This is a genomic window from Pontibacillus salicampi (genome assembly GCF_042434395.1).
Lineage (GTDB): Bacteria > Bacillota > Bacilli > Bacillales > BH030062 > Pontibacillus > Pontibacillus salicampi.
The window spans coordinates 247,808-269,824 of sequence record NZ_JBHLTP010000013.1; the positions used below are offsets into that span (position 1 = coordinate 247,808).

At 42.5% G+C, this 22,017-nt stretch carries 19 protein-coding genes; all 19 read left to right on the forward strand.

What is annotated here, in order from left to right:
- Window positions 1-121: 121 nt before the first annotated feature.
- The 19 genes from spoIID (at window position 122) to ACFFGV_RS16910 (ending at window position 21,990) form a co-directional block, all read left to right on the forward strand.
- On the forward strand, window positions 122-1,135 hold the full coding sequence (gene spoIID, locus ACFFGV_RS16820) for a stage II sporulation protein D (protein ID WP_377350304.1): 1,014 nt from the start codon (window positions 122-124) through the stop codon (window positions 1,133-1,135).
- Between the two features lie 110 nt (window positions 1,136-1,245).
- Window positions 1,246-2,181, forward strand: a complete 936-nt coding sequence (gene spoIIQ, locus ACFFGV_RS16825; RefSeq protein WP_377350307.1) for a stage II sporulation protein SpoIIQ — start codon at window positions 1,246-1,248, stop codon at window positions 2,179-2,181.
- Window positions 2,182-2,396: 215 nt separating this feature from the next.
- Complete coding sequence (locus ACFFGV_RS16830) at window positions 2,397-3,407, forward strand: AimR family lysis-lysogeny pheromone receptor (protein WP_377350309.1); 1,011 nt, start codon at window positions 2,397-2,399, stop codon at window positions 3,405-3,407.
- A gap of 188 nt (window positions 3,408-3,595) precedes the next feature.
- Complete coding sequence (locus ACFFGV_RS16835) at window positions 3,596-3,853, forward strand: hypothetical protein (RefSeq protein WP_377350311.1); 258 nt, start codon at window positions 3,596-3,598, stop codon at window positions 3,851-3,853.
- A 232-nt stretch (window positions 3,854-4,085) separates the two neighbouring features.
- Window positions 4,086-4,367, forward strand: a complete 282-nt coding sequence (gene spoIIID / locus ACFFGV_RS16840; protein ID WP_377350314.1) for a sporulation transcriptional regulator SpoIIID — start codon at window positions 4,086-4,088, stop codon at window positions 4,365-4,367.
- 152 nt (window positions 4,368-4,519) lie between these two features.
- The gene (locus ACFFGV_RS16845; RefSeq protein ID WP_377350316.1) at window positions 4,520-5,521 is read left to right on the forward strand and encodes a rod shape-determining protein; all 1,002 of its coding nucleotides are present in this window, start codon (window positions 4,520-4,522) and stop codon (window positions 5,519-5,521) included.
- 27 nt (window positions 5,522-5,548) lie between these two features.
- A complete protein-coding gene (locus ACFFGV_RS16850; protein WP_377350318.1) occupies window positions 5,549-6,379 on the forward strand; it encodes a flagellar hook-basal body protein in 831 nt (276 codons plus the stop codon).
- Between the two features lie 44 nt (window positions 6,380-6,423).
- Window positions 6,424-7,242, forward strand: a complete 819-nt coding sequence (locus tag ACFFGV_RS16855; protein WP_377350321.1) for a flagellar hook-basal body protein — start codon at window positions 6,424-6,426, stop codon at window positions 7,240-7,242.
- A 38-nt stretch (window positions 7,243-7,280) separates the two neighbouring features.
- Window positions 7,281-7,607: a DNA-directed RNA polymerase subunit beta gene (locus ACFFGV_RS16860; RefSeq protein WP_377350323.1), complete on the forward strand. Its 327-nt coding sequence runs from the start codon at window positions 7,281-7,283 to the stop codon at window positions 7,605-7,607.
- A gap of 13 nt (window positions 7,608-7,620) precedes the next feature.
- Complete coding sequence (fabZ, locus tag ACFFGV_RS16865; protein WP_377350326.1) at window positions 7,621-8,055, forward strand: 3-hydroxyacyl-ACP dehydratase FabZ; 435 nt, start codon at window positions 7,621-7,623, stop codon at window positions 8,053-8,055.
- 126 nt (window positions 8,056-8,181) lie between these two features.
- Window positions 8,182-8,466: a hypothetical protein gene (locus tag ACFFGV_RS16870; protein WP_377350329.1), complete on the forward strand. Its 285-nt coding sequence runs from the start codon at window positions 8,182-8,184 to the stop codon at window positions 8,464-8,466.
- 212 nt (window positions 8,467-8,678) lie between these two features.
- A complete protein-coding gene (locus tag ACFFGV_RS16875; RefSeq protein WP_377350332.1) occupies window positions 8,679-9,242 on the forward strand; it encodes a competence protein ComK in 564 nt (187 codons plus the stop codon).
- Between the two features lie 231 nt (window positions 9,243-9,473).
- Window positions 9,474-10,346, forward strand: a complete 873-nt coding sequence (locus tag ACFFGV_RS16880) for a TetR/AcrR family transcriptional regulator (RefSeq protein ID WP_377350334.1) — start codon at window positions 9,474-9,476, stop codon at window positions 10,344-10,346.
- Between the two features lie 34 nt (window positions 10,347-10,380).
- Window positions 10,381-11,739: an efflux RND transporter periplasmic adaptor subunit gene (locus ACFFGV_RS16885; protein ID WP_377350336.1), complete on the forward strand. Its 1,359-nt coding sequence runs from the start codon at window positions 10,381-10,383 to the stop codon at window positions 11,737-11,739.
- Window positions 11,740-14,832: an efflux RND transporter permease subunit gene (locus ACFFGV_RS16890; protein WP_377350339.1), complete on the forward strand. Its 3,093-nt coding sequence runs from the start codon at window positions 11,740-11,742 to the stop codon at window positions 14,830-14,832.
- A gap of 422 nt (window positions 14,833-15,254) precedes the next feature.
- Window positions 15,255-15,878: a hypothetical protein gene (locus ACFFGV_RS16895; RefSeq protein ID WP_377350342.1), complete on the forward strand. Its 624-nt coding sequence runs from the start codon at window positions 15,255-15,257 to the stop codon at window positions 15,876-15,878.
- A 96-nt stretch (window positions 15,879-15,974) separates the two neighbouring features.
- Window positions 15,975-17,702, forward strand: coding sequence for a phospho-sugar mutase (locus ACFFGV_RS16900; RefSeq protein WP_377350345.1), 1,728 nt, complete (start codon window positions 15,975-15,977; stop codon window positions 17,700-17,702).
- Between the two features lie 316 nt (window positions 17,703-18,018).
- Window positions 18,019-20,475, forward strand: a complete 2,457-nt coding sequence (locus ACFFGV_RS16905; protein WP_377350347.1) for a cell wall-binding repeat-containing protein — start codon at window positions 18,019-18,021, stop codon at window positions 20,473-20,475.
- A 402-nt stretch (window positions 20,476-20,877) separates the two neighbouring features.
- On the forward strand, window positions 20,878-21,990 hold the full coding sequence (locus ACFFGV_RS16910) for an acyltransferase family protein (protein ID WP_377350349.1): 1,113 nt from the start codon (window positions 20,878-20,880) through the stop codon (window positions 21,988-21,990).
- Window positions 21,991-22,017 lie beyond the last annotated feature (27 nt).

Here is a 22,017-nt window from a genome sequence, read left to right on the forward strand (position 1 = left end):
AACAATTTGACTACAGATTTCTTCTAAACATCTGCCCAATCTCTTCATAAAAAGGTGTTCTACTAAACCCAATTGTTGTATAGAAATGTTAGTAGAGTAAATAGAGGAGGGGAGCGTCTGCATGAGAACATGGAAAAAACCCGGGATACTATTTGTAAGTGGGTTAATCCTCATTATTCTTGTATTACCGACGTTAATCGTCATACCTTTCATTGGATCCAATGCCGAGCAACAAGCTCAGCCTGTCGTAGCGACACCTACAGAATCGGCTCAGGGCAATACGCTAGCCGACAACCCGGCATTGATGGTCTCAGTCTTACGCTCGCAAACAGAAGAGGTGGATGAAGTACCTTTGGAATTGTATGTTGCCAGAGTAGTTGCCTCGGAAATGCCGGCAGATTTTGAATTGGAGGCGCTGAAGGCACAGGCATTAGCAGCTAGGACGTATATCGTTCAGTACCTATCTAACGATGATTCATCACAGGTGACGGACACGGTTAACCATCAGGTATATAAGAATGATGAAGAGCTTCGAGTAGCCTGGGGTACAGACTACGACTGGAAAATGAGCAAAATCGAGCAAGCTGTATCAGAAACAAAGGGTGAAATTATTACCTATCAGGAGAAGCCAATCACAGCAGCCTTTTTTTCTACTTCCAATGGCTATACTGAGAATTCAGAGGACTATTGGCCGAATAAAATACCTTATTTACGCAGTGTAGAGAGTCCGTGGGATGCTGAATCACCGAAATATGTAGACCAGCAAGTGTTTACCAAGCAGCAGATAGAGGATAAGCTCGAGGTGGCCATTACATCCAATCAGCCAGCACTATCGAATATAAGCAAGACAGACAGTGAACGGGTGTCGACCGTGACAATCGGCGGTAAATCGTTTACGGGTAGAGAAATAAGAGAAGCGCTTGCTTTAAATTCTTCTGATTTCTCCGTGAAATACAAGAACGAACATATTATATTTACAACGAAAGGCTATGGTCACGGAATTGGCATGAGCCAATATGGAGCCAATGGTATGGCACAAGAAGGTAACTCGTATCAGGACATTGTGGCGCATTATTACAAGGATGTGAAAATCAGCCAGATCGATTCCTATTTACCGAAATTAGCCTCGAAATAGGGAAAAGGTATAAAAAACTAGCTTTGTCGAACAATAAGTGTAAAAAATTTTTTAGAATAGGTATAGTTCTTCCTCTTTCTGTTCAGAATGGTTGCTGAGGTGATGATGAAATGAGAGAGGAAGAAAACAAAAGCGTTTCAAAAAATACTTGGAAACGTGTTTTCCGAAAAAAATGGTTTTTCCCAAGCGTGTATCTAATTACCGCAGCTTTGCTTTTAACTGGAGTGCTTTGGTACCAAAATACAGGAACGAATAACCAAGCCGAGCAGCCAGGCGCGAAAGAAGACGTAGACAGCATTGATTTTTCTTATGAGGATAACGACGCAGAGCCAGTAATGGAGCAATCAGAAAATTTAAGCATGCCAGTAGAAGGGCGCGAAGAAGTTGTTATCAAAACCAAGTTTTACGATGCGAATGGTAGTAAAGAGGACCAGGAGCAGGCGCTAGTATTCTACGAGAACCGTTACTACCAAAGTAAGGGTATCAGTATCGCGAAAGAAGATGGCAAAGTCTTTGATGTAACTGCTTCCGCTAGTGGGACGGTTACAGAAGTGAAGGAAGATCCGTTGTTTGGTCAACTAGTAGAGCTTACTCACGAGAACAATGTAACGACAAAGTACATGAGTCTTGGAGAAGTATTAGTTGAAGTTGGTGCAGAAGTACAACAAGGTGATGTTATTGCTACAGCCGGTAAGAATCTTGCTGGTAAAGATGCAGGAGTTCATGTTCACTTTGAAGTGCGCAAAGGAGACACAGCTCTAAACCCTGAGGAGTTCTTCAATCAGCCATTAAATAAGCTAGAAGCTTCTAATGGCGAGGAAGAGAACGAAGGAACAGAGGAAGAGCAAGCGTCTGAGGAGCAATCTACAGAGCAATCCGCTGAAGAAAGCAGTGACCAGTCAGAAGGAGCTGACCATGAAGAAGGTCAGGACCCATCTGATAAGGAAGATGCTGAGAGAAGCGAAGATACTCCTGAAGACAGTGAATCTGGTACAGAAGAGCCAAATGAGGATACTCAATCTTCCATATCTATGACAAACGCATAACCTTATAGAAGAACCCCTTTCACCTTTTTAGGCGGAGGGGGTTTTTTACGTTCCTACTAGGTTTCCTTTTATAGGTTTTGAAGAAATTACAGCATTCATTATTATTTTTTGGGGAATGTCAACTTTTTTTGTCGAAGCTATATATACTATTGGGAATATTTGATATATTATGTTTAATTAAAATGGTCATATAATTTAGGAAAGAAGGTAATGTGATGGATGTCGGTGCTGTACTGAGAGATGCAAAGTACACGAACCTATCTTTATATTATCTGGTTCATATATTACCCAATATGTGTGACGATAAAGATGTTACTCGTCTCGTTAAGGACTATTGTATGCAAATGGATAATTCGGAAGCACGTCATCATGGTTTGGAATTCTTACTCGTCCATCATTATATGGAAGAGTTTCAAACTTTACTTCAGGAGAACACTCTATCAAAGTATCCTTACGAACAATCCTGGGGTCGTTTATACGAGCTTTATTACCGAGCGGAAATTCAGAACTTATCAAGCTTTGAGATGCTGCATGAATTAAAGGAAATAACCATTTACTCAGACGAACAACGATGTATGCAGATTATATTGGAGCTATACAGCTACTATAAAATGAATCGGTTTGATAAGATAGGCAGTCTAACCGATGAATTAGGATGGAAGCTGGAAAAGCTCGAGCCCTCTATTATAAAGGACTCCTATACATATCGATTATATGAAATATTGCAACGGTATCATTGGAGACGAAATGAATTATTATTATCTAGAAAATACGGCTACCGTATACTGCAGAATCACATTTCTCCACGACGTCGCTGTAAAACACAGCAATGCTTAGGAATGAGCTACCTTTTTGATGGATACGATCAAGGAATCTTTCATTTACAAGAGGCACTGCAAATCGCGGAAAAATGGAAGTTAACCAGATTCTACTTTAGTGTAAAGGAACAGAATATCCCGTTCCTAAGTGCCTATTACAAAAAAACAGAAGGAATTACCTCCTGTGAGCCCTCGGAACAAGCACACCTGGCCATTGCAAATGGAAATACCGGAAAAGCGATAGCAATATTGAATACCTTTGTAGAGCTTTCTCCTTTCCAAAAATATTATCTTGGCCTGGCAGCTCAAAATGAAGTGCTGCTGCTGGAATCCTATAACGATTTTATTACCAACATGAGTCATCACTTCTATGCTAGATTACCCCTTCGACAATTACATCACTCCTGAAACAAGGCCCATTCTGAAACGGAATGGGTTTTTCGTATGCTTATAGGTATAAGGTTGTGTCTTTTGTATCTTCAAGCGGTGCCACAGCAGTTATACATACCCCCTGCACTAATCGGTCCATGGACTTATTACGCATTACTCAAGAAGGTCGATACTAATAATAGAGTAAGCTTTGGGAGGTTGGCATAGTGAAGTTCAATGGAAAACGATTACTGTTAGGTGCACTGGTATCCGTTAATATGGTCATATGGATACTAGTTGGCGTCTTCATGATTAGAAAAGGTATGAATCCGTTGCAGTCCTCGGAGGGGAAGGAGGGAAACGGATCAGCTGACCCACAGGCTGTTGATGTATATACACCTCAAGAGGTTGAAATGGTTGCTTTAGTCATCCTCATCGGTATCCTTTTTTTCTTCTTTATTTGGTTCATGACAAGAAAAAAATGAACAAGAAAGCTTGTCACCCCTTGTCCCTCAAGACATTTTAAGCATAAACCCTCATGCCTGCACATAATCTGTTACAAACCGAGTAAACAGGAAGGTTTGAGGTGAGAGGAAAGGTCCTCATGCGTCTTAGAAGTGTCTACATCATTGAATCCATCTCTTACACATTATCCCTTATAGTATCACCTTGTCTCATTTCACACCTTTGATACCCAATGATCAGGAGGCGAGTGGTGTGCACGATTACATCAAAGAACGAACTATCAAGATTGGGAAATATATCGTGGAGACGAGAAAAACCGTACGAGTAATCGCGAAAGAATTCGGTGTGTCTAAAAGTACTGTTCATAAGGATTTGACGGAGCGATTACCCGACATAAATCCAGAGCTTGCGAATGAAGTAAAGGAGATTTTGGATTACCATAAGGCCATCAGGCATCTTAGAGGCGGTGAAGCAACCAAGAAGAAATATAAGATGAAGCCAGGAAGAGAGGAGCCCGCGAATACAGCAGGCTGAGCTGCTCGTTAAGCCTATAGTCCTAAATCTTTTGGGACATGAACTTTTTTCTTCGATTATGACAAATTTTGTAGAAAAATGTGATAAAATATTACCTTAGGAGAAAACTGTAATCGGAGAACAAGTTTATAAATTAGGAGGAACATGCTCAAATGTTTGCACGGGATATTGGAATTGACCTTGGTACTGCCAATGTTTTAATACATGTTAAGGGAAAAGGGATTGTCTTAAACGAACCATCTGTCGTTGCGATGGATCGTAATACCGGCAAAGTACTCGAAGTCGGTGAAGAAGCACGCCGGATGGTTGGGCGTACGCCAGGGAATATTGAAGCGATTCGTCCGTTGAAGGATGGTGTAATTGCCGATTTTGACGTTACAGAAGCCATGTTAAAACATTTCATTAACAAAATTAATGTACGGGGCTTTCTGTCTAAGCCTCGTATGTTGATATGCTGTCCTACAAATATCACCAAAGTGGAACAAAAGGCCATCAAAGAAGCAGCAGAAAAAAGCGGAGGAAAACGAGTATTCCTTGAAGAGGAACCGAAAGTCGCAGCTATTGGTGCTGGCATGGATATCTTTCAGCCAAGCGGGAATATGGTAGTAGATATCGGTGGAGGCACGACAGACGTAGCCGTTCTTTCCATGGGGGATATCGTAACAGCCTCTTCTATTAAGATGGCGGGAGATAAATTTGATCATGAAATCCTTCAATACATCAAGAAGCAGTACAAGCTATTAATCGGGGAGCGCACAGCAGAAGACATTAAGGTGAATGTTGCGACTGTTTTTCCAGATTCCCGTAACGAGGAAATAGATATTCGTGGTCGTGATATGGTTTCAGGACTGCCTAGAACTATTACCGTTTATACGAAAGAGATTGAAACAGCTTTAACAGAAGCGGTTTCTGTCATTGTCCAGTCTGCTAAGCAGGTGCTGGAGCGTACGCCACCTGAGCTGTCCGCTGACATTATCGATCGAGGCATCATTTTAACTGGAGGCGGTGCTATGCTCCATGGTATCGACCAGCTGCTGGCAGAGGAGTTAAAGGTCCCAGTTCTTGTTGCCGAAGAGCCAATGAACTGCGTAGCGAAGGGTACTGGTATAATGCTCGAGAACATCGATAAGCTTCCGAAGACGAACATTGTATAGGAAGAACGAAAAGGGAGGACCAATACGTTGCTAAAGGGATTTTACACCGCTGCATCCGGCATGATAGCCCAGCAGCGCAAACAGGAAACATTGTCTAATAATCTTGCCAATGCCAATACACCTGGCTTCAAAGCTGACCAGGGCTCTCTGCGAGCTTTCCCAGAAATGCTGATGCAGCAAATGGGGTCCAAGACTCTTCCGACCAAACAGGGAACTACTCTGCCCATTCGAAATCCTATCGGTGCGTTGAATACCGGTGTTTATATGCAGGAAACAACTCCATCCTTTACCCAGGGCGACACGCGAGAAACAGGTATGAGTACCGACATGGCCCTCATCAATGGCAATATGCCTGATGAGGACGGAGGGCTTTTCTTTACAGTACAAAACGAGGCCGGGGAACTTCGTTATACACGAAATGGGAATTTCACAGTAGATTCGGAAGGCTTTTTAACGACCAAGCAGGGAAACTATGTACTGGACCAAAATAACGAACCCGTGCAAACCCTTGGCATGGAGTTTCAAGTAGATAAAGAGGGGGTCCTTCAAGCGAATGGACAAGCTATTCCATTAGGTATTTCCTATACACCCGATGTGTACCAGATGATAAAGGAGGGGGAAGCCCTTTATCGCATGAATGAAGGGGATGAAGGTCAGCCTCCTGTAAACGCAAGGAATACAGCTGGGGTAAGCTTTACCACAGAGCAAGGGTTTTTGGAAGGCTCTAACGTGGACCCAACCCAAACTATGACAGAAATGATGAACTCTTATAGAATATATGAGACGAATCAGAAAGTACTCAAGGCGTATGATCAAAGTATGGACAAGGCTGTGAATGAAATCGGAGTTGTCCGCTAAGATATCATATTCGTACAGAAGGATAAGAGGAGGATACATACCCAATGCTACGATCATCCATGCAAGCTGCTGTTACGATGGGGCAATTACAGAAGAAGTTAGATGTGATTGGCCATAATATGTCCAATACAGATACTCCAGGATATAAAAGCCGGCAGGCGGATTTTTCATCCTTGCTGTTTCAGCAGATGGATAACCTGGACGAGGTACCACCAGCTAACCGTCGAACTCCAAACGGTGTACGTATTGGTTCTGGTGCCTATCTCGCTAGCACAGATCTTAACATGACTACTGGGTCCCTAAAAGGAACAGGGCGCGCTTTGGACGTTGCTATACGTCAGGATAATCATATGTTTCAGATTCAGACTACCCAAAATGGGGAAACAAAAACTATGTACACTCGAGACGGGGCATTCTCCTTCTCTGCTAACAATGATGGAACCGTTAGCCTCGTTACGTCAAATGGGAATCCGGTTTTAGGTCAAAATGGTCCTATCCGTTTGAACGATAACTTTGATTCCTTTACAATTCGAGAAGATGGTACGATAATGGTGGAGCGTAATGGAACGAACCAGCAGGAAGCACAATTAGCCATGGTGGAAGCTACCCGCCCTCGTTACCTCGAGGCAGTAGGCAATAATCTGTTAGCTATCCCTGATGGTGCTGAGGTAAATGCCGGTGGTATTATAGCGGAGGTTGCTCCTGGTGCAGTAAGTGTGAAGCAGGGCTCCCTGGAAACATCCAACGTCGATCTTTCCAAAGAAATGACCGATATGATGACCACCCAACGAGCTTACCAATTTAATAGTCAGTCTATATCGATTGGCGATCAGATGCTGGGTCTAGTCAATCAATTACGCTAACCTACATAGCTGAAACGAAAAATAAGGAGTCTCTAGTTATGCCTGAAAAACAAAAGCAAAATGATGCAACCACTCGTAACGAGCGACGAGAAGAAAATAAACAGCAGAAGAAGCAAGGTTCTGAGAATAAAACCAAGACAAAAAAGGTTAAAAAACAGGATAAGCAGGAAGACAAACAACAGAAAAAAGTACGTCGTCGTTTGCTGCCGATTTGGCTGCGCCTCATTATTGTTATTTTGTTATGCACCCTGGCATTACTAGGAGGCATAATGATTGGATACGGCGTGATTGGAGATGGAAATCCACTAGATGCCTTGAAATTGGAGACGTGGCAACATATTATTGATATCGTAACGAAAGAATAAGGAGGCTCTTCTTATGCTGGATATAGAGCAAATCAAAGAGATTATTCCGCACCGCTATCCATTTCTGTTAGTGGATCAAATTACCGAGCTGGAAGAAGGACAACGTGCTGTAGGGAAGAAAAACGTAACAATCAATGAACCATTCTTCCAAGGCCACTTCCCGAGCTATGCTGTTATGCCCGGTGTGTTAATCGTAGAAGCATTAGCACAAGTCGGAGCAGTAGCGATGCTTAAAAAGGAAGAGAATCAGGGTCGTCTTGCGTTTTTTACTGGTATTGATAAATGCCGCTTTAAGCGTCAAGTAACACCAGGTGATACGTTGCATCTTGAAGTCGAAATTATCCGTGCGAAAGGCAGCATCGGAAAAGGGAAAGCTACTGCTAAAGTAGACGACCAAATCGTATGTGAGGCAGAAATTATGTTTGCATTAGGTGAAAAAGAAGAATAGATGTAACAAGCCGCTCTTTTATGGAGCGGTTTTTTTTATTTTCTAATGTGCATATTCTTACCGAATTGGAACATGATAAGAGAACGCCCTTATGGCATTATTTGACCTTTAAAGGAGGAGTAATCTATGAATAAGCATTGGTATATGAAACTGGGAGCAGCATTTTTTGCATTAGCATTAGTAGCAGCTTGTGCCCAAGAGGAAGAAACACCTGAGGAAGAAGAGCAGCAGCAAGAAGAAGAGCAACAGCAGGAGGAGAACGGTGACGACTCCATGTCTGATGAAGAAATGAAAGAAGAGCAAGATGAAATGATGGGAGAAGATGGAGAACAGCAAAACGGCGGTACTGAGGAACAAAAAGGAGAAGGCGAAGATAAGCAGAACATGGAAGAGGAAGAAGATAGCCAATAGAGATGAGCAATTTGCTCATCTCTTTTATTTGGAGGGAGAATAGAGAAACGATACTATTAAATCAGCATCCTTTTTATGACAAAAGGGTTACAATTTGGTAAATTATTCATGCTCTCAACATAATTCGACAGATTTCTTCTTTTTCCCTTAGTACAATTTACTCAGTTGTACATTATATTGAAAAAATGTATGTTAAGGGGGATATATCAGGGATGGCAGCACAGTCACTTAGAAAAAGGAAGGAAATCAAGAGCGAATACCTAATATCAGAGAAGACGATGGGAGTTTTCTGGAATGAGGATTTAGAGTACACCTCCAAAATATTAGAGCCTAATCGAATTGTTTATTGTAATAAATCACCAATTCAAATTATTACCGAATCTTGTGCAGCAAATGGAACTCCGCTTAGTGATAGGAGAGGTCAAATGGAACGCATACTGCATTCCAATACAAAGCTCCCTGTGGCAATAAATCCAGAAGCCTACATATATATGTTCCCAACTAGATCCCCTAGAAGCATTTATTGTAATTGGATAGCTTTTTACCATGTGCTTGCCTATGACCATAAAAAGGAGCATGAGGGCAGTACAATAATATTTCAAGATAGAACTAAGGTTCGTTTAACAACCCCCGGTTTGTCACTGGAAAAGCAAATGCATCGTACGGCAATGGGGATAGCTGCTCATATTCGTGATACATTACAGAATAAGGATTTTAAAACTCAGCCGATGTATTCCAGAGAGCAAATGGAGGAACTGGTGTACGTCCAAGATTAAGATATCTACAACCTCAGGCTGAGCCTGGGGTTTTTGTGTTCGAGAGGATTCAAGAAGATAATCCAGGATGCACCAAAATACGACCAACACATACTTGTCAGTCATAGTCGTATTTAGTATAGTTAGACTGTAACTGACCAGCCAGTCATCATGTGATTCAGCAAGAACCTACACCCAGGGATAGAGGAGTTAACTCATGCTCTTTCTATACATAATAAGGAAGTGAATACCTTGAACGAAAAAAAGCGCACATTGATCGAGACCGGAATGAAACTCTTTGCCCAGAAAGGCTTTCATGAAACCTCCATTCAGGAAATCGCAGATAACGGCGGTGTTTCAAAGGGAGCTTTTTATCTCCATTTCAATAATAAAGAAGATCTTCTCATTCACATACATCAATATTATTATTACGGACTAATGGAAGAAGTGAATCGCGTTCGGAAGCTCGATTTAGAGCCAAAGGAGTCCTTAGCAGAGCAAATTAAAGTTCTGTTGCAAACCTTCATGAATAACAAGGAATTTATCATTATGCACATGCGGGAGAACGTCAATGTTCATTCGGAATCGAGTGAATTTTTATTAGATATAAGACGGCATAGCTTTCGATGGGCAAGAAGCAACCTGTTGACCATCTATGGATCCAGCCTGCAGCGAAAAGTTATTGATGCCTCCATTTTATTAGAGGGCTTTTTACACGGGTACGTTAAATGGCTCGTCATTGACGATTTACTCCTGGACTTAGATTCTCTATCTAAATTCATCGTTAGACGTGTAGACGATGCTATCCTCGGAATGATGGAGGAAGCCGAGGAGGCGCAAATCACTCCTGAGAAAATTCAGGAACATTTCCCCCAAGGTGCTCGTAAAGACATGGAAGAGGCCGTGCAGGACATATTAGGTCGCATGCGGGGTAAAATAGAGTATCTTGATATACAGGAATCCCAGAAAACAGACCTTTATAGCACCATTTCCGTTATGGAGCAGGAGATGGAAAATGACGAGCCACAGCGAGTTATTTTTCAAGGGATGCTTAGTCTATTTAAAGCATACTCACCGTTTCATAAAGACATCGAAGAGATATTGGAGTTTTTGGATATTAAATAAGGATGGATAGGACTACAGAGGGGAGTACATAAAGGTGAAGAAGATAGGTATATATATGGTAATGCTATGGACGGTGCTTGTGATTAGTGCTTGTTCAAACGATCAAACAAGTGACGAGCCAGAAGAAGAGCAGGTAACGCCAGTTAAGATAGCAAAGGTCTCAAAGGGAGATTTACAGATTGAGAAGGAAGTGTATGGACGGGCGATGCCTGGTGCTCAATCTGGAATTATCCCAAAAGCGAACGGCGAATTAGTAGAGCTTACGATTGAAAAGGGCGACGTCGTGAAGAAAGGGCAAACAATTGGCCGCATTGATACTGGCAACAGCCAGGATAATGTTCGACTGCAGGAAATTGCCGTCGAATCAGCTCAAAAGCAGTTAGACCAAGCCGTTAGTCAGCGGGAGGCAGCAGAGGAAAACCTAGCTAATGCAAGAGAACAGCTGGACGATGCCAAGAGCGCTCAAAACGCAAGTAAGGGCGGCTCTACTGGAAGTGTAGAGGATTTAGAAAGCCTTTTATCAAATGCTCGTCAAAACGAGGAGCGGATGCAGGAGCTAGTAGAGTCTGGCGCGGTGAAGAAGGAAGAGTTAACGAGGGTTCAGTCCCAGGTAGAGGAGCTCACGAAGCAATTGTCACAAGCTCAGCAGCAGAACCAGCAAGCACAAGCAGCAGCCGGTCAATCTGCTGTAGCCCAAGCGGAAATGGCTGTCACCCAAGCAGAGCAACAGTTAGATAGCGCTAAGATTGGTGTCGAGCAGGCAGCGCTGCAGGTGGACCAAGCTCAGGTCCAGCTAGAGCAAGCGAAAGGACAGCTGCAAAATGGAGCCATTACCTCTAACCAAGCAGGCGAGGTCGTATCGCTGGAAGCAAAAGAAGGAGACATGGTCTCCAATACACAGCCCATGGCAACAGTGGTCAGCCTCAACCCAATTAAAGTAGAGGCGACGGTTAGTCCAGAGGAGCTGCAGCTCTTTGAAAAAGGGAAGGAAGTTCCGGTAGCCATTTCCTCCGTGCAGGATGATTTTAAGGCTAAGGTGAACTACATCTCACCAGTAACAAACGATACGGGGCTGTATCCCGTGGAAGCAACCATCGCCAATTCTGATAAGGTTATTAAACCGGGTATGATGGTAACCTTCCAGCTGCCTGAGGTTACAGTCAAGGATAAGCTCCTTGTACCGACATCCGCTGTACTGGAAGAAAACGGAGAGTCGTTTGTGTACGTAATTGCAGAGGAAAAAGCGAAAAAGACTCCAGTGGAGGTAATCCGGGCACAGTCAAATACGACAGCAGTGAAAGGAGAACTTTCTAAAGGCGACCAGGTCGTCATTAAGGGACAGCTCACACTTTCGGACAACAACAAGGTCAGCATCGTAAAGGAGGACAACTAAGTGAAACTTGTCGATACCTCCGTCAAACGACCAGTTGGGGTGTTCATGATTGTCATTGCAATCGTGGCACTAGGGTTTGTTTCCCTAAGAAACTTAACCATCGATCTGTACCCAGAGATTGATCTGCCGATTGCCGTCGTTTCCACCAGCTATCCTGATGCAGCCCCACAGGAAGTGGAGAAGCTCGTCAGCCGGCCTGTTGAATCAGCCGTTAGTTCTATAGAAGGAATCAACACTGTACAATCCCAATCTCAACCAGGTGCCTCTCTCGTCATTATGATGTTCGAGAACGGGACGAATCTAGATAACGCCTTACTGGACGTACGGGAGAAGGTCGATCAAATAAAAGCGGCTCTCCCGGAGAATGCCAACGATCCGAGTATCCTTCGCTTTGATCCGCAGCAAATCCCAGTTATGTGGCTCGGGTTATCAGGAGAAAATGCAGAGGAATTAACCAATATCGCCGAAGATGATCTCGTTCCTTATTTTGAGCGTCAAGGCGGAGTGGGCTCTGTCAGCATCGAGGGTGGTAAAACACGAGAGGTGCAAGTACAGGTGGACCGGGCGAAGCTTGCTCAATACGGTTTAAATGCCGGTTCCCTCGTCCAGGCAATAGGGGCCGCCAACCAATCTACATCGGCTGGTGTGCTGGAAAAAGGGGATCAGGATTTACAGGTACGCATACAAGGGGAGTTTGAGACTGTAGACGATGTCCGTGAGACACAGATTATATCCCCTCAAGGCGCCCAGCTTGAGCTGCAGGAAGTAGCGACGGTTGAAGATACATTTAAAGAGAGTAGCACGATTTCTAAGGTAAATGGAAAATCGTCTGTCGTCCTTTCCGTTCTTAAGAAAAGTGATGGAAACACAGTAGAGGTCGCTAATAATATGCTAAGTGCCATGGAGGATGTGGAGAAAGATCTCCCGGAAGACGTCAGCCTTGATATCGTATTCGATACATCGACCTTTATTAAGCAATCCATTAACTCTGTTGTCCAGAACATCATCCTCGGAGGAGTGTTCTCGGTCTTAATCTTATTGCTGTTTCTGAAAAGTGTTCGAGCAACCATCGTTATTGGAATCTCCATTCCAATAGCCATCATCTCCACCTTTACCTTGATGTATTTTACAGATAATACGTTAAACGTTCTTACCATGGGAGGACTGGCGCTCGGAATCGGGATGATGGTCGACAGCTCGATCGTTATTTTAGAGAATATCGTTTCCTACCGTCAAAATGGCTATTCGCTTAAGGAAGCGGCGAAAAAGGGAGCCTCAGAGCTCGCCCCAGCCGTTATTGCTTCAACGACCACGACGCTTGTCGTCTTTTTACCAATTGTGTTCGTGGAGGGTATCGCATCAGAGCTATTTACACCTCTAGCCTTAACGGTGTCGTTCTCGCTCATAGCTTCCTTAATCGTATCGATTACCCTGATACCGATGTTGTCCTCGAAATTGCTAACTAAGGCAATGAAGGACAATGGCCGTCGATACTGGTTCGATCGATTCATGAACAAAATAAACAATGGCTATAAATCTATGCTGCGATGGACGCTGAAGCATCGTCTCATTACGCTGATTTCCACCATTGTTATTGTTGGAGCAAGTCTAGCTCTAACACCGTTCCTCGGTACGGAATTCATTCCATCCTCCGACCAGGGACAAATTGAGATAAAGGTAACCGCACCAAGCGGAACATCTCTAGAAGGCACAGAAGATATCACCAACCAAGTAGACGAAAAGCTAAAATCGTATGAGGACGTCATTGAATCAAATTACTTAAGCGTCGGCGGTGGAGGATTTGAAGGATTCTCCTCCACCTCCAACCAGGCCACCTATACGATGCAGCTCATCCCGCCAGATAATCGGGAACGGACGACAAGTGATATCATGCAGTCCATTAACGATGATTTAACCAATATCGTTGGAGCAGAAATTACTGTCAGTGAAATGTCAGCTGGATTAGGAACAGGTTCACCTGTCACGATCCAGATTAACGGCGATAACTATGAAGTTCTTCAGGAGCTTGCTGATCAGGTGGTATGGATGATTGATGACGTGGAAGGCGTGCACAACCCAGAAACATCATCCTCCGAAAGCCGGCCGGAGATTCAAGTAAAGGTGAACCGGGACAAAGCAGCCCAATACGGTTTAACCTATGATCAGGTAATGAGTCAGGTTTCCATGTCGTTCAGCGGACAGGTCGCAACACGCTTTCGAGAGGACGCTGATGAGGTAGATGTGCGCATGATCCTGCCAGAGGACGAGCGCAGTACAATCGGTGACCTGGAATCTACTCAAATTCAAACACAAAATGGAACCATGATTCCGCTCGCATCTATCGCAGAGCTAGAGCAAGTCCAAGGACCAGTTACCTTACTCCGCGAAAATCAGCAGCGTCAGGTAAACGTCGAAAGTGACATCCTCGACCGAGACCTTGGAAGTATTACCGAAGATATTAAACAAAAGCTCGAAGGCATGAATTTTCCAGAAGGATATGACTATGCCATCGGCGGACAGGCAGAGGATATGACAGAATCATTCCAGGACCTAGCCTTGGCACTAGTCTTCTCCATATTCCTGGTCTATGCTGTCATGGCCATCCAATTTGAGAACCTGCTGTATCCATTTGTTATCATGTTCTCCATGCCAGCAACTGTCACAGGAGTACTTGGCGGACTATTTATTACCGGAAAACCACTGAGTATCCCAGCCCTTATCGGGGTCATTATGCTCGCTGGTATCGTCGTTAACAATGCCATTGTACTCGTCGATTACATCAATATTGTCCGTTCCAAAGGAGCCGATCGCTACGAAGCCATACTAGAAGCCGGACCAAGCCGACTACGACCAATACTCATGACAACACTCACCACTGTACTCGGCATGATTCCACTAGCTCTAGGACTCGGCCAAGGCTCCGAAGCACAACAGCCAATGGCCATCACAATAATCTTTGGACTGACCGTATCTATGTTCTTTACCCTGATACTCATTCCAATTGTATATACCTACTTCGACGACTTATCCCGCAAAGTCGTAGCCCTATTCCAACGCGGCTTCAAGCGGAAGAAAAACGTTGTAGAGGAGTAAGCGTAAAGACGCCCTGAATGGGGTGTCTTTTTTGTAGTGGAGGGTGATATCTGGCCGAAAGTCCCTGTCTTTGATGGAGAGAGCATATGTTAATCCAAAAGAGCATTTCTCGTTTTGAGAGTACATATCCCATTCCGAGAGCGAAAATCCAACTATAACAGCAACAGCGCGTACCTCCTCCTTAACCCTAGCCAAAATCCACCCATTCACCCAAAATAGTCCTTTCTCAATAGAAAATAGGGGAAATATAGGTATTTTGTTCCTTTTATTATCATAAATAGTGTTGGATTCTCCTTGGATTTATTGTAATATTTTATGTGTTATGATGGATGCTAGGATATGGGAACTGTTTTCATGGGCAATAGGGGGCTCATGTTTATAGGGTACATGTGTAATAAATACATATAAAGGTGGACGATGACATGGGGAAACTGAAGTACGTTGGGGTAGCCTTTCTTGCAGTTGTGGCATTGAGTCTTGTGTTGTACGGGATATTTAAACCGGACTTATCTTTTGTCATGGATTGGGGGAAGAACGACAATCCTTCTACCCAGCAAGAAGCTGCTGATCAGATGACGAATACAGCAAGTGCAGAATCTTCACAACAGTCGGATGCTGGCGAATCAGAAGAAGAGAATACTACTGCTGAGGGAGAAGCCGGGACAGAGGAGTATGTTGAGGAGGTAGATATGGATTTAAGTCTTGGGGATTTTATTGCTCAGATGCACTCATTCTATAATAATACTCTTGGGTACGGAGGCTATAAATCTATCGATGATCAGAAGCAGAGGGAACAGGCGAGGAAGGTGCTTTCCTATTTACAAGGGCAAGATAGCTATGAAGAAATTGAATGGAGTGATATTGAATCGATCCAAGCCCATGCGCAAACAGCACTGGCAAAAATGGATCCGAGTTCTGATGACGACCCGACACAATCATTATTGTATCTGCATCGTTATTTTCATGACTTAGATGTCGGTCTCAATGATTATGATGCTGCGGAGAAAATCTGGGGCGTGACGAAAACTGTCGGAAAAGGGAACTGATTGACGAAACGTGACAAGATTATTAGAATTCTCTTTTTGTCCTAAAGAGATGTGATAGACTAGCAAGTATACTACATAGACAAAGGGTGGTTCTATATGAATTGGAAAGATGAATACCAGCGTTGGAACTCTTTTGAATACTTGGAAGCAAGCTTGAAGGAAAAGCTCGTAGCTATTCAAGACGACGAACAATCATTAGAGGATGCTTTTTATAAAAATCTTGAATTCGGTACTGGTGGCATGCGAGGCAAGCTGGGACCTGGGACAAACCGAATGAACATTTATACCATCCGCCGCGCAGCTGAAGGACTTGCTAAATATGTAATAAGCCTTGGCTCAGATTGGGCAGAAAAAGGTGTTGCCGTTGCCTATGACTCCCGTTACATGAGTCAAGAATTCTCTATTGAGGTAGCGCGCGTATTGGGAACGCACAATATCCCGACTTACGTATTCTCCTCGTTACGCCCTACGCCGGAGCTATCCTTCGCGGTACGTCATTTAGGAGCGGCAGCTGGAGTTGTCATTACAGCGAGCCACAACCCACCTGAGTATAACGGCTTCAAAGTCTATAACGAGGATGGCGGCCAAATGCCTCCAGCACAGGCGGAAACGTTGATTAGGTTTGTAAATGACATTGAGAATGAGCTAACGGTCAGTGTTATTGATCAAAAAGAAATCGAAGAGAAGCGTTTGCTGCGCTGGATGGATGAAGATGTAGATGCGGCCTACCTACAGGAGTTAAAGCAAATTCAGCTTAATGAAGTCACAAGCAGTAACATGGATGCCAATCTTAATATTGTGTTCACACCACTTCATGGTACAGCCAAAGACCTCGTAGAAAAAGGCTTAAAGCAGATTGGACTAGAGCAAGTACATATTTTGAAAGAGCAAGCACAGCCAGACCCTGAATTCTCAACGGTTGCTTCTCCTAATCCGGAAGAGCATCAGGCATTTGAACTAGCTATCCAAAAAGGGACAGAGGTTCATGCCGATATTCTGCTTGGAACAGATCCAGACGCGGATCGATTAGGGGTAGCGGTTCCAGATGAAAACGGAAATTATACCGTTTTAACGGGAAATCAAACAGGAGCATTGATGCTTGATTATATTCTGTCCCAATCCAATAACGTTCCGGACAACGGATTGCTCATTAAAACCATCGTAACGTCTGAGTTTGGACGAGTCATCGCGAATCATTACAACATTGATACACTTGATACCTTAACTGGCTTCAAGTTCATCGGAGAAAAAATCCGTGAATACGAACAATCTGGCGAGTTCCAATTCTTATTCGGTTATGAGGAAAGCTATGGTTATCTCGTAAAAGAGTTCGTTCGAGATAAAGATGCTGTACAAGCAGCTGTTATGGCAGCTGAAATGGCTTCCTATTGGAAAGCACAAGGGAAAACGCTCCTCCAGGCATTAGACGAGCTGTATAAGCGTCACGGTTATTTCCTGGAAGATCTGCAATCCTTAACGATGGAAGGTAAATCAGGCTCAGAGAAAATTAATCAAATTATGGATGACTTCCGTTCTAATCCTTTATCTGAAGCGGGCGGCTTACAGGTGAAAGCGGTAGAGGATTACACCTCTTCTGTTCGTACCTATCTTCAAGAAGGAACAACCGAAGCTATTGAACTACCTAAAGCAAACGTACTGAAGTTCATTTTAGAAGATGACTGCTGGTTCTGTCTTCGTCCATCTGGAACAGAGCCGAAAATTAAATTCTATTATGGAGTCAAATCTGATCAGAAAGCAGACAGTGAAGCAAGGCTGCAAAGTATCAGAGAAGCAGTAAACGATAAATTTAACCCATTAATCTAGAATAAGCACCAGCAAAAAGTCCTGACAGAGGGAGAGCCCTGTCAGGACTTTTTAATTTCTATGTAAATTAGTACAAACCTATTAAACAAAACGAGAAAGATGCCGAAATAAAGCATATATCTAGCAAATATTCCTATCTAAACTTTTAGTAAATTTGTCGTAGACCATGTAGAATTGTATCAGCTTTTGTTATATGATGTTTGATAGAGGAAGGATGTGGCAGATTAGGTTCTATTTACTATAATTGGAACCTTGCTTCTTCGTAAGTAAGACTAGCACAAGCATCCACTTAATTAGAACAAAAAAAGGAGAGGAAATGAAAACCATGTTGGTGTCGAATTCAACTACAAAAAAAATTGTCTCCTATGTAGCTGCTATCCTTCTATGTTTGATTGTCTCTACAAGCAATCAAGTAGAAGCAGCAGAAACAAAAGGGCAAGCGTTTCCTGATGGGGAAACGACTGCTGAGCTAACGGGCAATTACTCAGCAACCGTATCCAATGATGACAAGTCTACGATTCAACTATTCCATAAGGGAAATGTCGTTTTCGAACAAAGCGAATCGTTAACAAGGGTTTCAGAGATATTTTCCCTGCAAGTGGAAAATGAAACATATTTTATTGTGAATTACCGTTTGGAGGGTAGCAGTCAGGGGCTGTTTTACCAAGTTTTTCACGCGACAGACGGAGCAGTAGAAAAGATTCATGAATCAAATACATATACTAGAGCCCAAATGGAAGTAGAAGGGAATACGATTACAATCGAAGAACCTACCTATGCTGAAGGCTCTATTAAAACAGAACCAGCCTCTATAGCTAAGTATTCCTATGAGATTACAAGCGGAAAGGTTCAAGCAACAAAGCAGCAAAAACAAGAGGCGAAGATGTCTCTTCAGTCAAGTGGTGGCAATAACTATCCTAAGGTACACGATAAATATACAAACCCTTCTTATGCAGAAATCAGCAGAATTCTGACAGAAGAAGCATTAAAGGCAGACATTCCTCCTGAGATTGTTAAAGCAATCGCATTTCAGGAAAGTGGCTGGCAGCAATATTGGGATCACGGCAGTACGCCTGTTTCCTGGTATGCAAATAGCGATGGCTCGTTAAAATGCCAATCTTGGGACGGAACAAACTTGAAACTTGGTTTCGATTGTATCGGAATTGGCATTATGCAGGTTTCAGACTACCGTTACATGGATGAAGGTGCCGAGAAAGATGCGTATGTGAAGAAATTGAAAGATAACATTCGCTTTAATATTCAAGAAGGTATTAAGATCCTGGAAAACAAATGGGATTACTATCGTTACAGCTCCTCAAGCTCTAACAACAATCCATACATTCCTAAAGTAAATGACGGGAATCCAGATTATATTGAACACTGGTATTTCGCCATTATGGCCTACAATGGCTTGTTAGATCGAAATGATCCGATCAAGAACCCTTTCAGTCCTTATGGAGCTTATCAGGAGGAGATCTTTGAGAAGATTGAGGATTATAGTCTAATAGATGTAACACCATTCCCAACTCAAAAATTAGTGAAGCAGAATTCCAGACTATTAAACTATGGAGTAGCTCAGATTGATATGGAGGGTCCATTGCACCAATCCTCTCATGTGTTCAAGAAGAATGACAGAGCATACGCTAACGTAAACGGTCTAAATGTCCGCCGCCAGCCAGGAGGCACTATTGTTGGCAAGCTTAACGCGGGCGATGCTGTTACTGTAACAGGTACATTTAAAGGTTCTTCCGATAAGCGGGATCACTTTGTATGGTACCCAATCCGCATGAGTAATGGAACAACTGGATATGTAGCATCCACCTTTATTAGTAAGTCTAATAGTGTAGCAGCCTACGAATTATCCGGTAATGATCGTAATGAGACGAGTGCTGCCATTACGAACTATGGCTGGCACCGCGAACAGCCGGAAGCTGTTATTCTTGGTAGAGGAGACCTGCCAATTGACTCCTTAACCGGAAGCGTATTAGCATCCCATCTTGATTCTCCGATTCTATTAACAGATACGGATGCTTTACCAGCACAGGTGAAAACAGAGTTACAACGCTTATCTCCTTCCACTGTGTATATTCTTGGTGGGGAGCATGGCGCTATCTCTACTAAAGTAGAAAAAGAGATTGAGGATAAAATCCTGCCTGGCAGTACAGTGAAGCGTTTAGCTGGGACGAATCGTTACGAAACGTCTGCGGATATCGCCTCCGAATTAGCGAGATATAAAAACGTAGAAGAAATCTTTGTTACGACTGGAGATGACAAGTCGCCAGATGCGCTCTCCATCGCACCGTATGCAGGCGCACAGAGCTCGCCAATTCTATTTACAAACGAGAACTACTTAAGTCAGGAAGTAAAGGATTATATTAACCTTCATAATGTTAAGAAGGTAACGATTATCGGTGGTCCTAACGCTGTTTCAGACCGAGTGAAGTCTCAGTTGAAATCTGTAACCAATTCCGTAACAAGAGTGTACGGCACGGATCGTTATAAGACGAGTGTTGCGATTGCAGATAAATATTACGGTAACTCATTCAGTCAGGCTTTCTTTGCGCGAGGAGACAAAACGGTTGATGCACTATCTGCCTCTTCTCTTGCAGCATCCTATGACGCGCCGATTATCTTAACGAAAACAGGTAGTCTTCCATCTGTGGTGAAGAGCAAGCTGAACAAGCTTCCACTTCGTCCAACGGTATATTACCTTGGCGGTCCGAATGCCATCAGCAACAATACGAGGAACACTATTGAAAATGTAGTGCGTTAAATTTGTGGGAAACATGAAAAGATGGGAACCACGCTAGTAGAATAATGGGAAAAGGCCTCTGTGAACAAGAATATGTTCGCAGAGGCCTTTCATTTGTTTAAAGGTTATGAAAACAAATGTATCCACCATTTAGCGTAAGAAAATCTTATTTTATGAACGTCCTTTGTGTAACTAAAAAAAATACAAAGCGGATTTACGATATACAACAAGTTTTTTTGGTTTATTTCCTATGTGTGTTTTATTCGCTTGTCAGAACCCTTCTTCAGTTCGTTTCGTTTTATGATCTTTTTACTATACTTTCACGAACTGTTAAAAATTTCATTTAAATGTAATTTTTTATCGTTTCACTCTTATCATATTCGCTATAAAATGTAAGATGTTGTGGTATTAAGGAGAGGGTTTATGATGAAGGAAAAAATCGAAGAGGTCTATTTTATAAGAGCCATTGCATGTTTATGTGTCGTATTTATTCATTCACTTACGTTAACTCAATCTAACTATCAGTTACCCGCAACAACGGTAAATGTAATATTTCTTACGAAGCTAATGATTATGTTTGCGACTCCCTTATTTGTCATGTTATCAGAATTCTTGCTCTCCTATTCCTATTCCAACCGTATCCCAAAAGGGTTCTGGAAAAAAAGAGTTTCTTATATTTTCATCCCATTTTTATTCATCGCTTTACTCTATACGATTGATACGTGGTTTATTAAAGATTGGGGCATGGAAAGGTTTGTAGAAGTTTATTTTAACAAAGCAGTATTGGGATTATGGCATGGTTATTTTGTGCTAATCATATTTCAATTTTATGTATTACATGTCCTATTTGTAAAATATGCACACCATTTTAAAGCAACATGGCTAATCATCATTTCCTTTGTTATTAACGGGGCTTACTTGAGCTTCTTTAACTTTTTTGGACCAGGAGATTTTCCTGAAATTGATCTGCTATGGAAGTATTCCAAGCTTCCATTTTTGGGATGGATATTATACTTTACTGTGGCTTTTTACGCGGGAAAACATATCAATGTGTTTAAAGAAGGGCTTCAGCGTTACAAACACTACATTTATGTTGGCGTACTAGCTAATATAGCGTTACTTTTATGTGTAGAAAAGTTTGACTTAATTAGACTTGTGTCTTCCAAAAGACCGGATTTGCTATTATATACCATTCTTATTTTTTCAATGCTATTCCTTTTTGCTCAAAAGTTAAGGAAAATACCTTCCTTTTTTATGATAATTAGTAAATATTCCTACAGTATATATTTGTTGCACCTACTAGTCATGTATAACCTGATTAGATTCTTAAAGGACTTACCTATGTATATTAATATGGGTGTTTATACCATATTATTGTTTATTGCAGGTATTGGTGGATCACTGTTGATTAGTTATCTATTAAATTTGCTGCCATTTGGAGCTTTTTTAGTAGGTAAACTTAAGAAATCAGGTGCTAAAGATAAAAGGTATGACAAACAACGTACTAACGAGGGGTATGCACCCTCATCTTACTAATAACTAGAGCTGTTCCAACCAATTTAA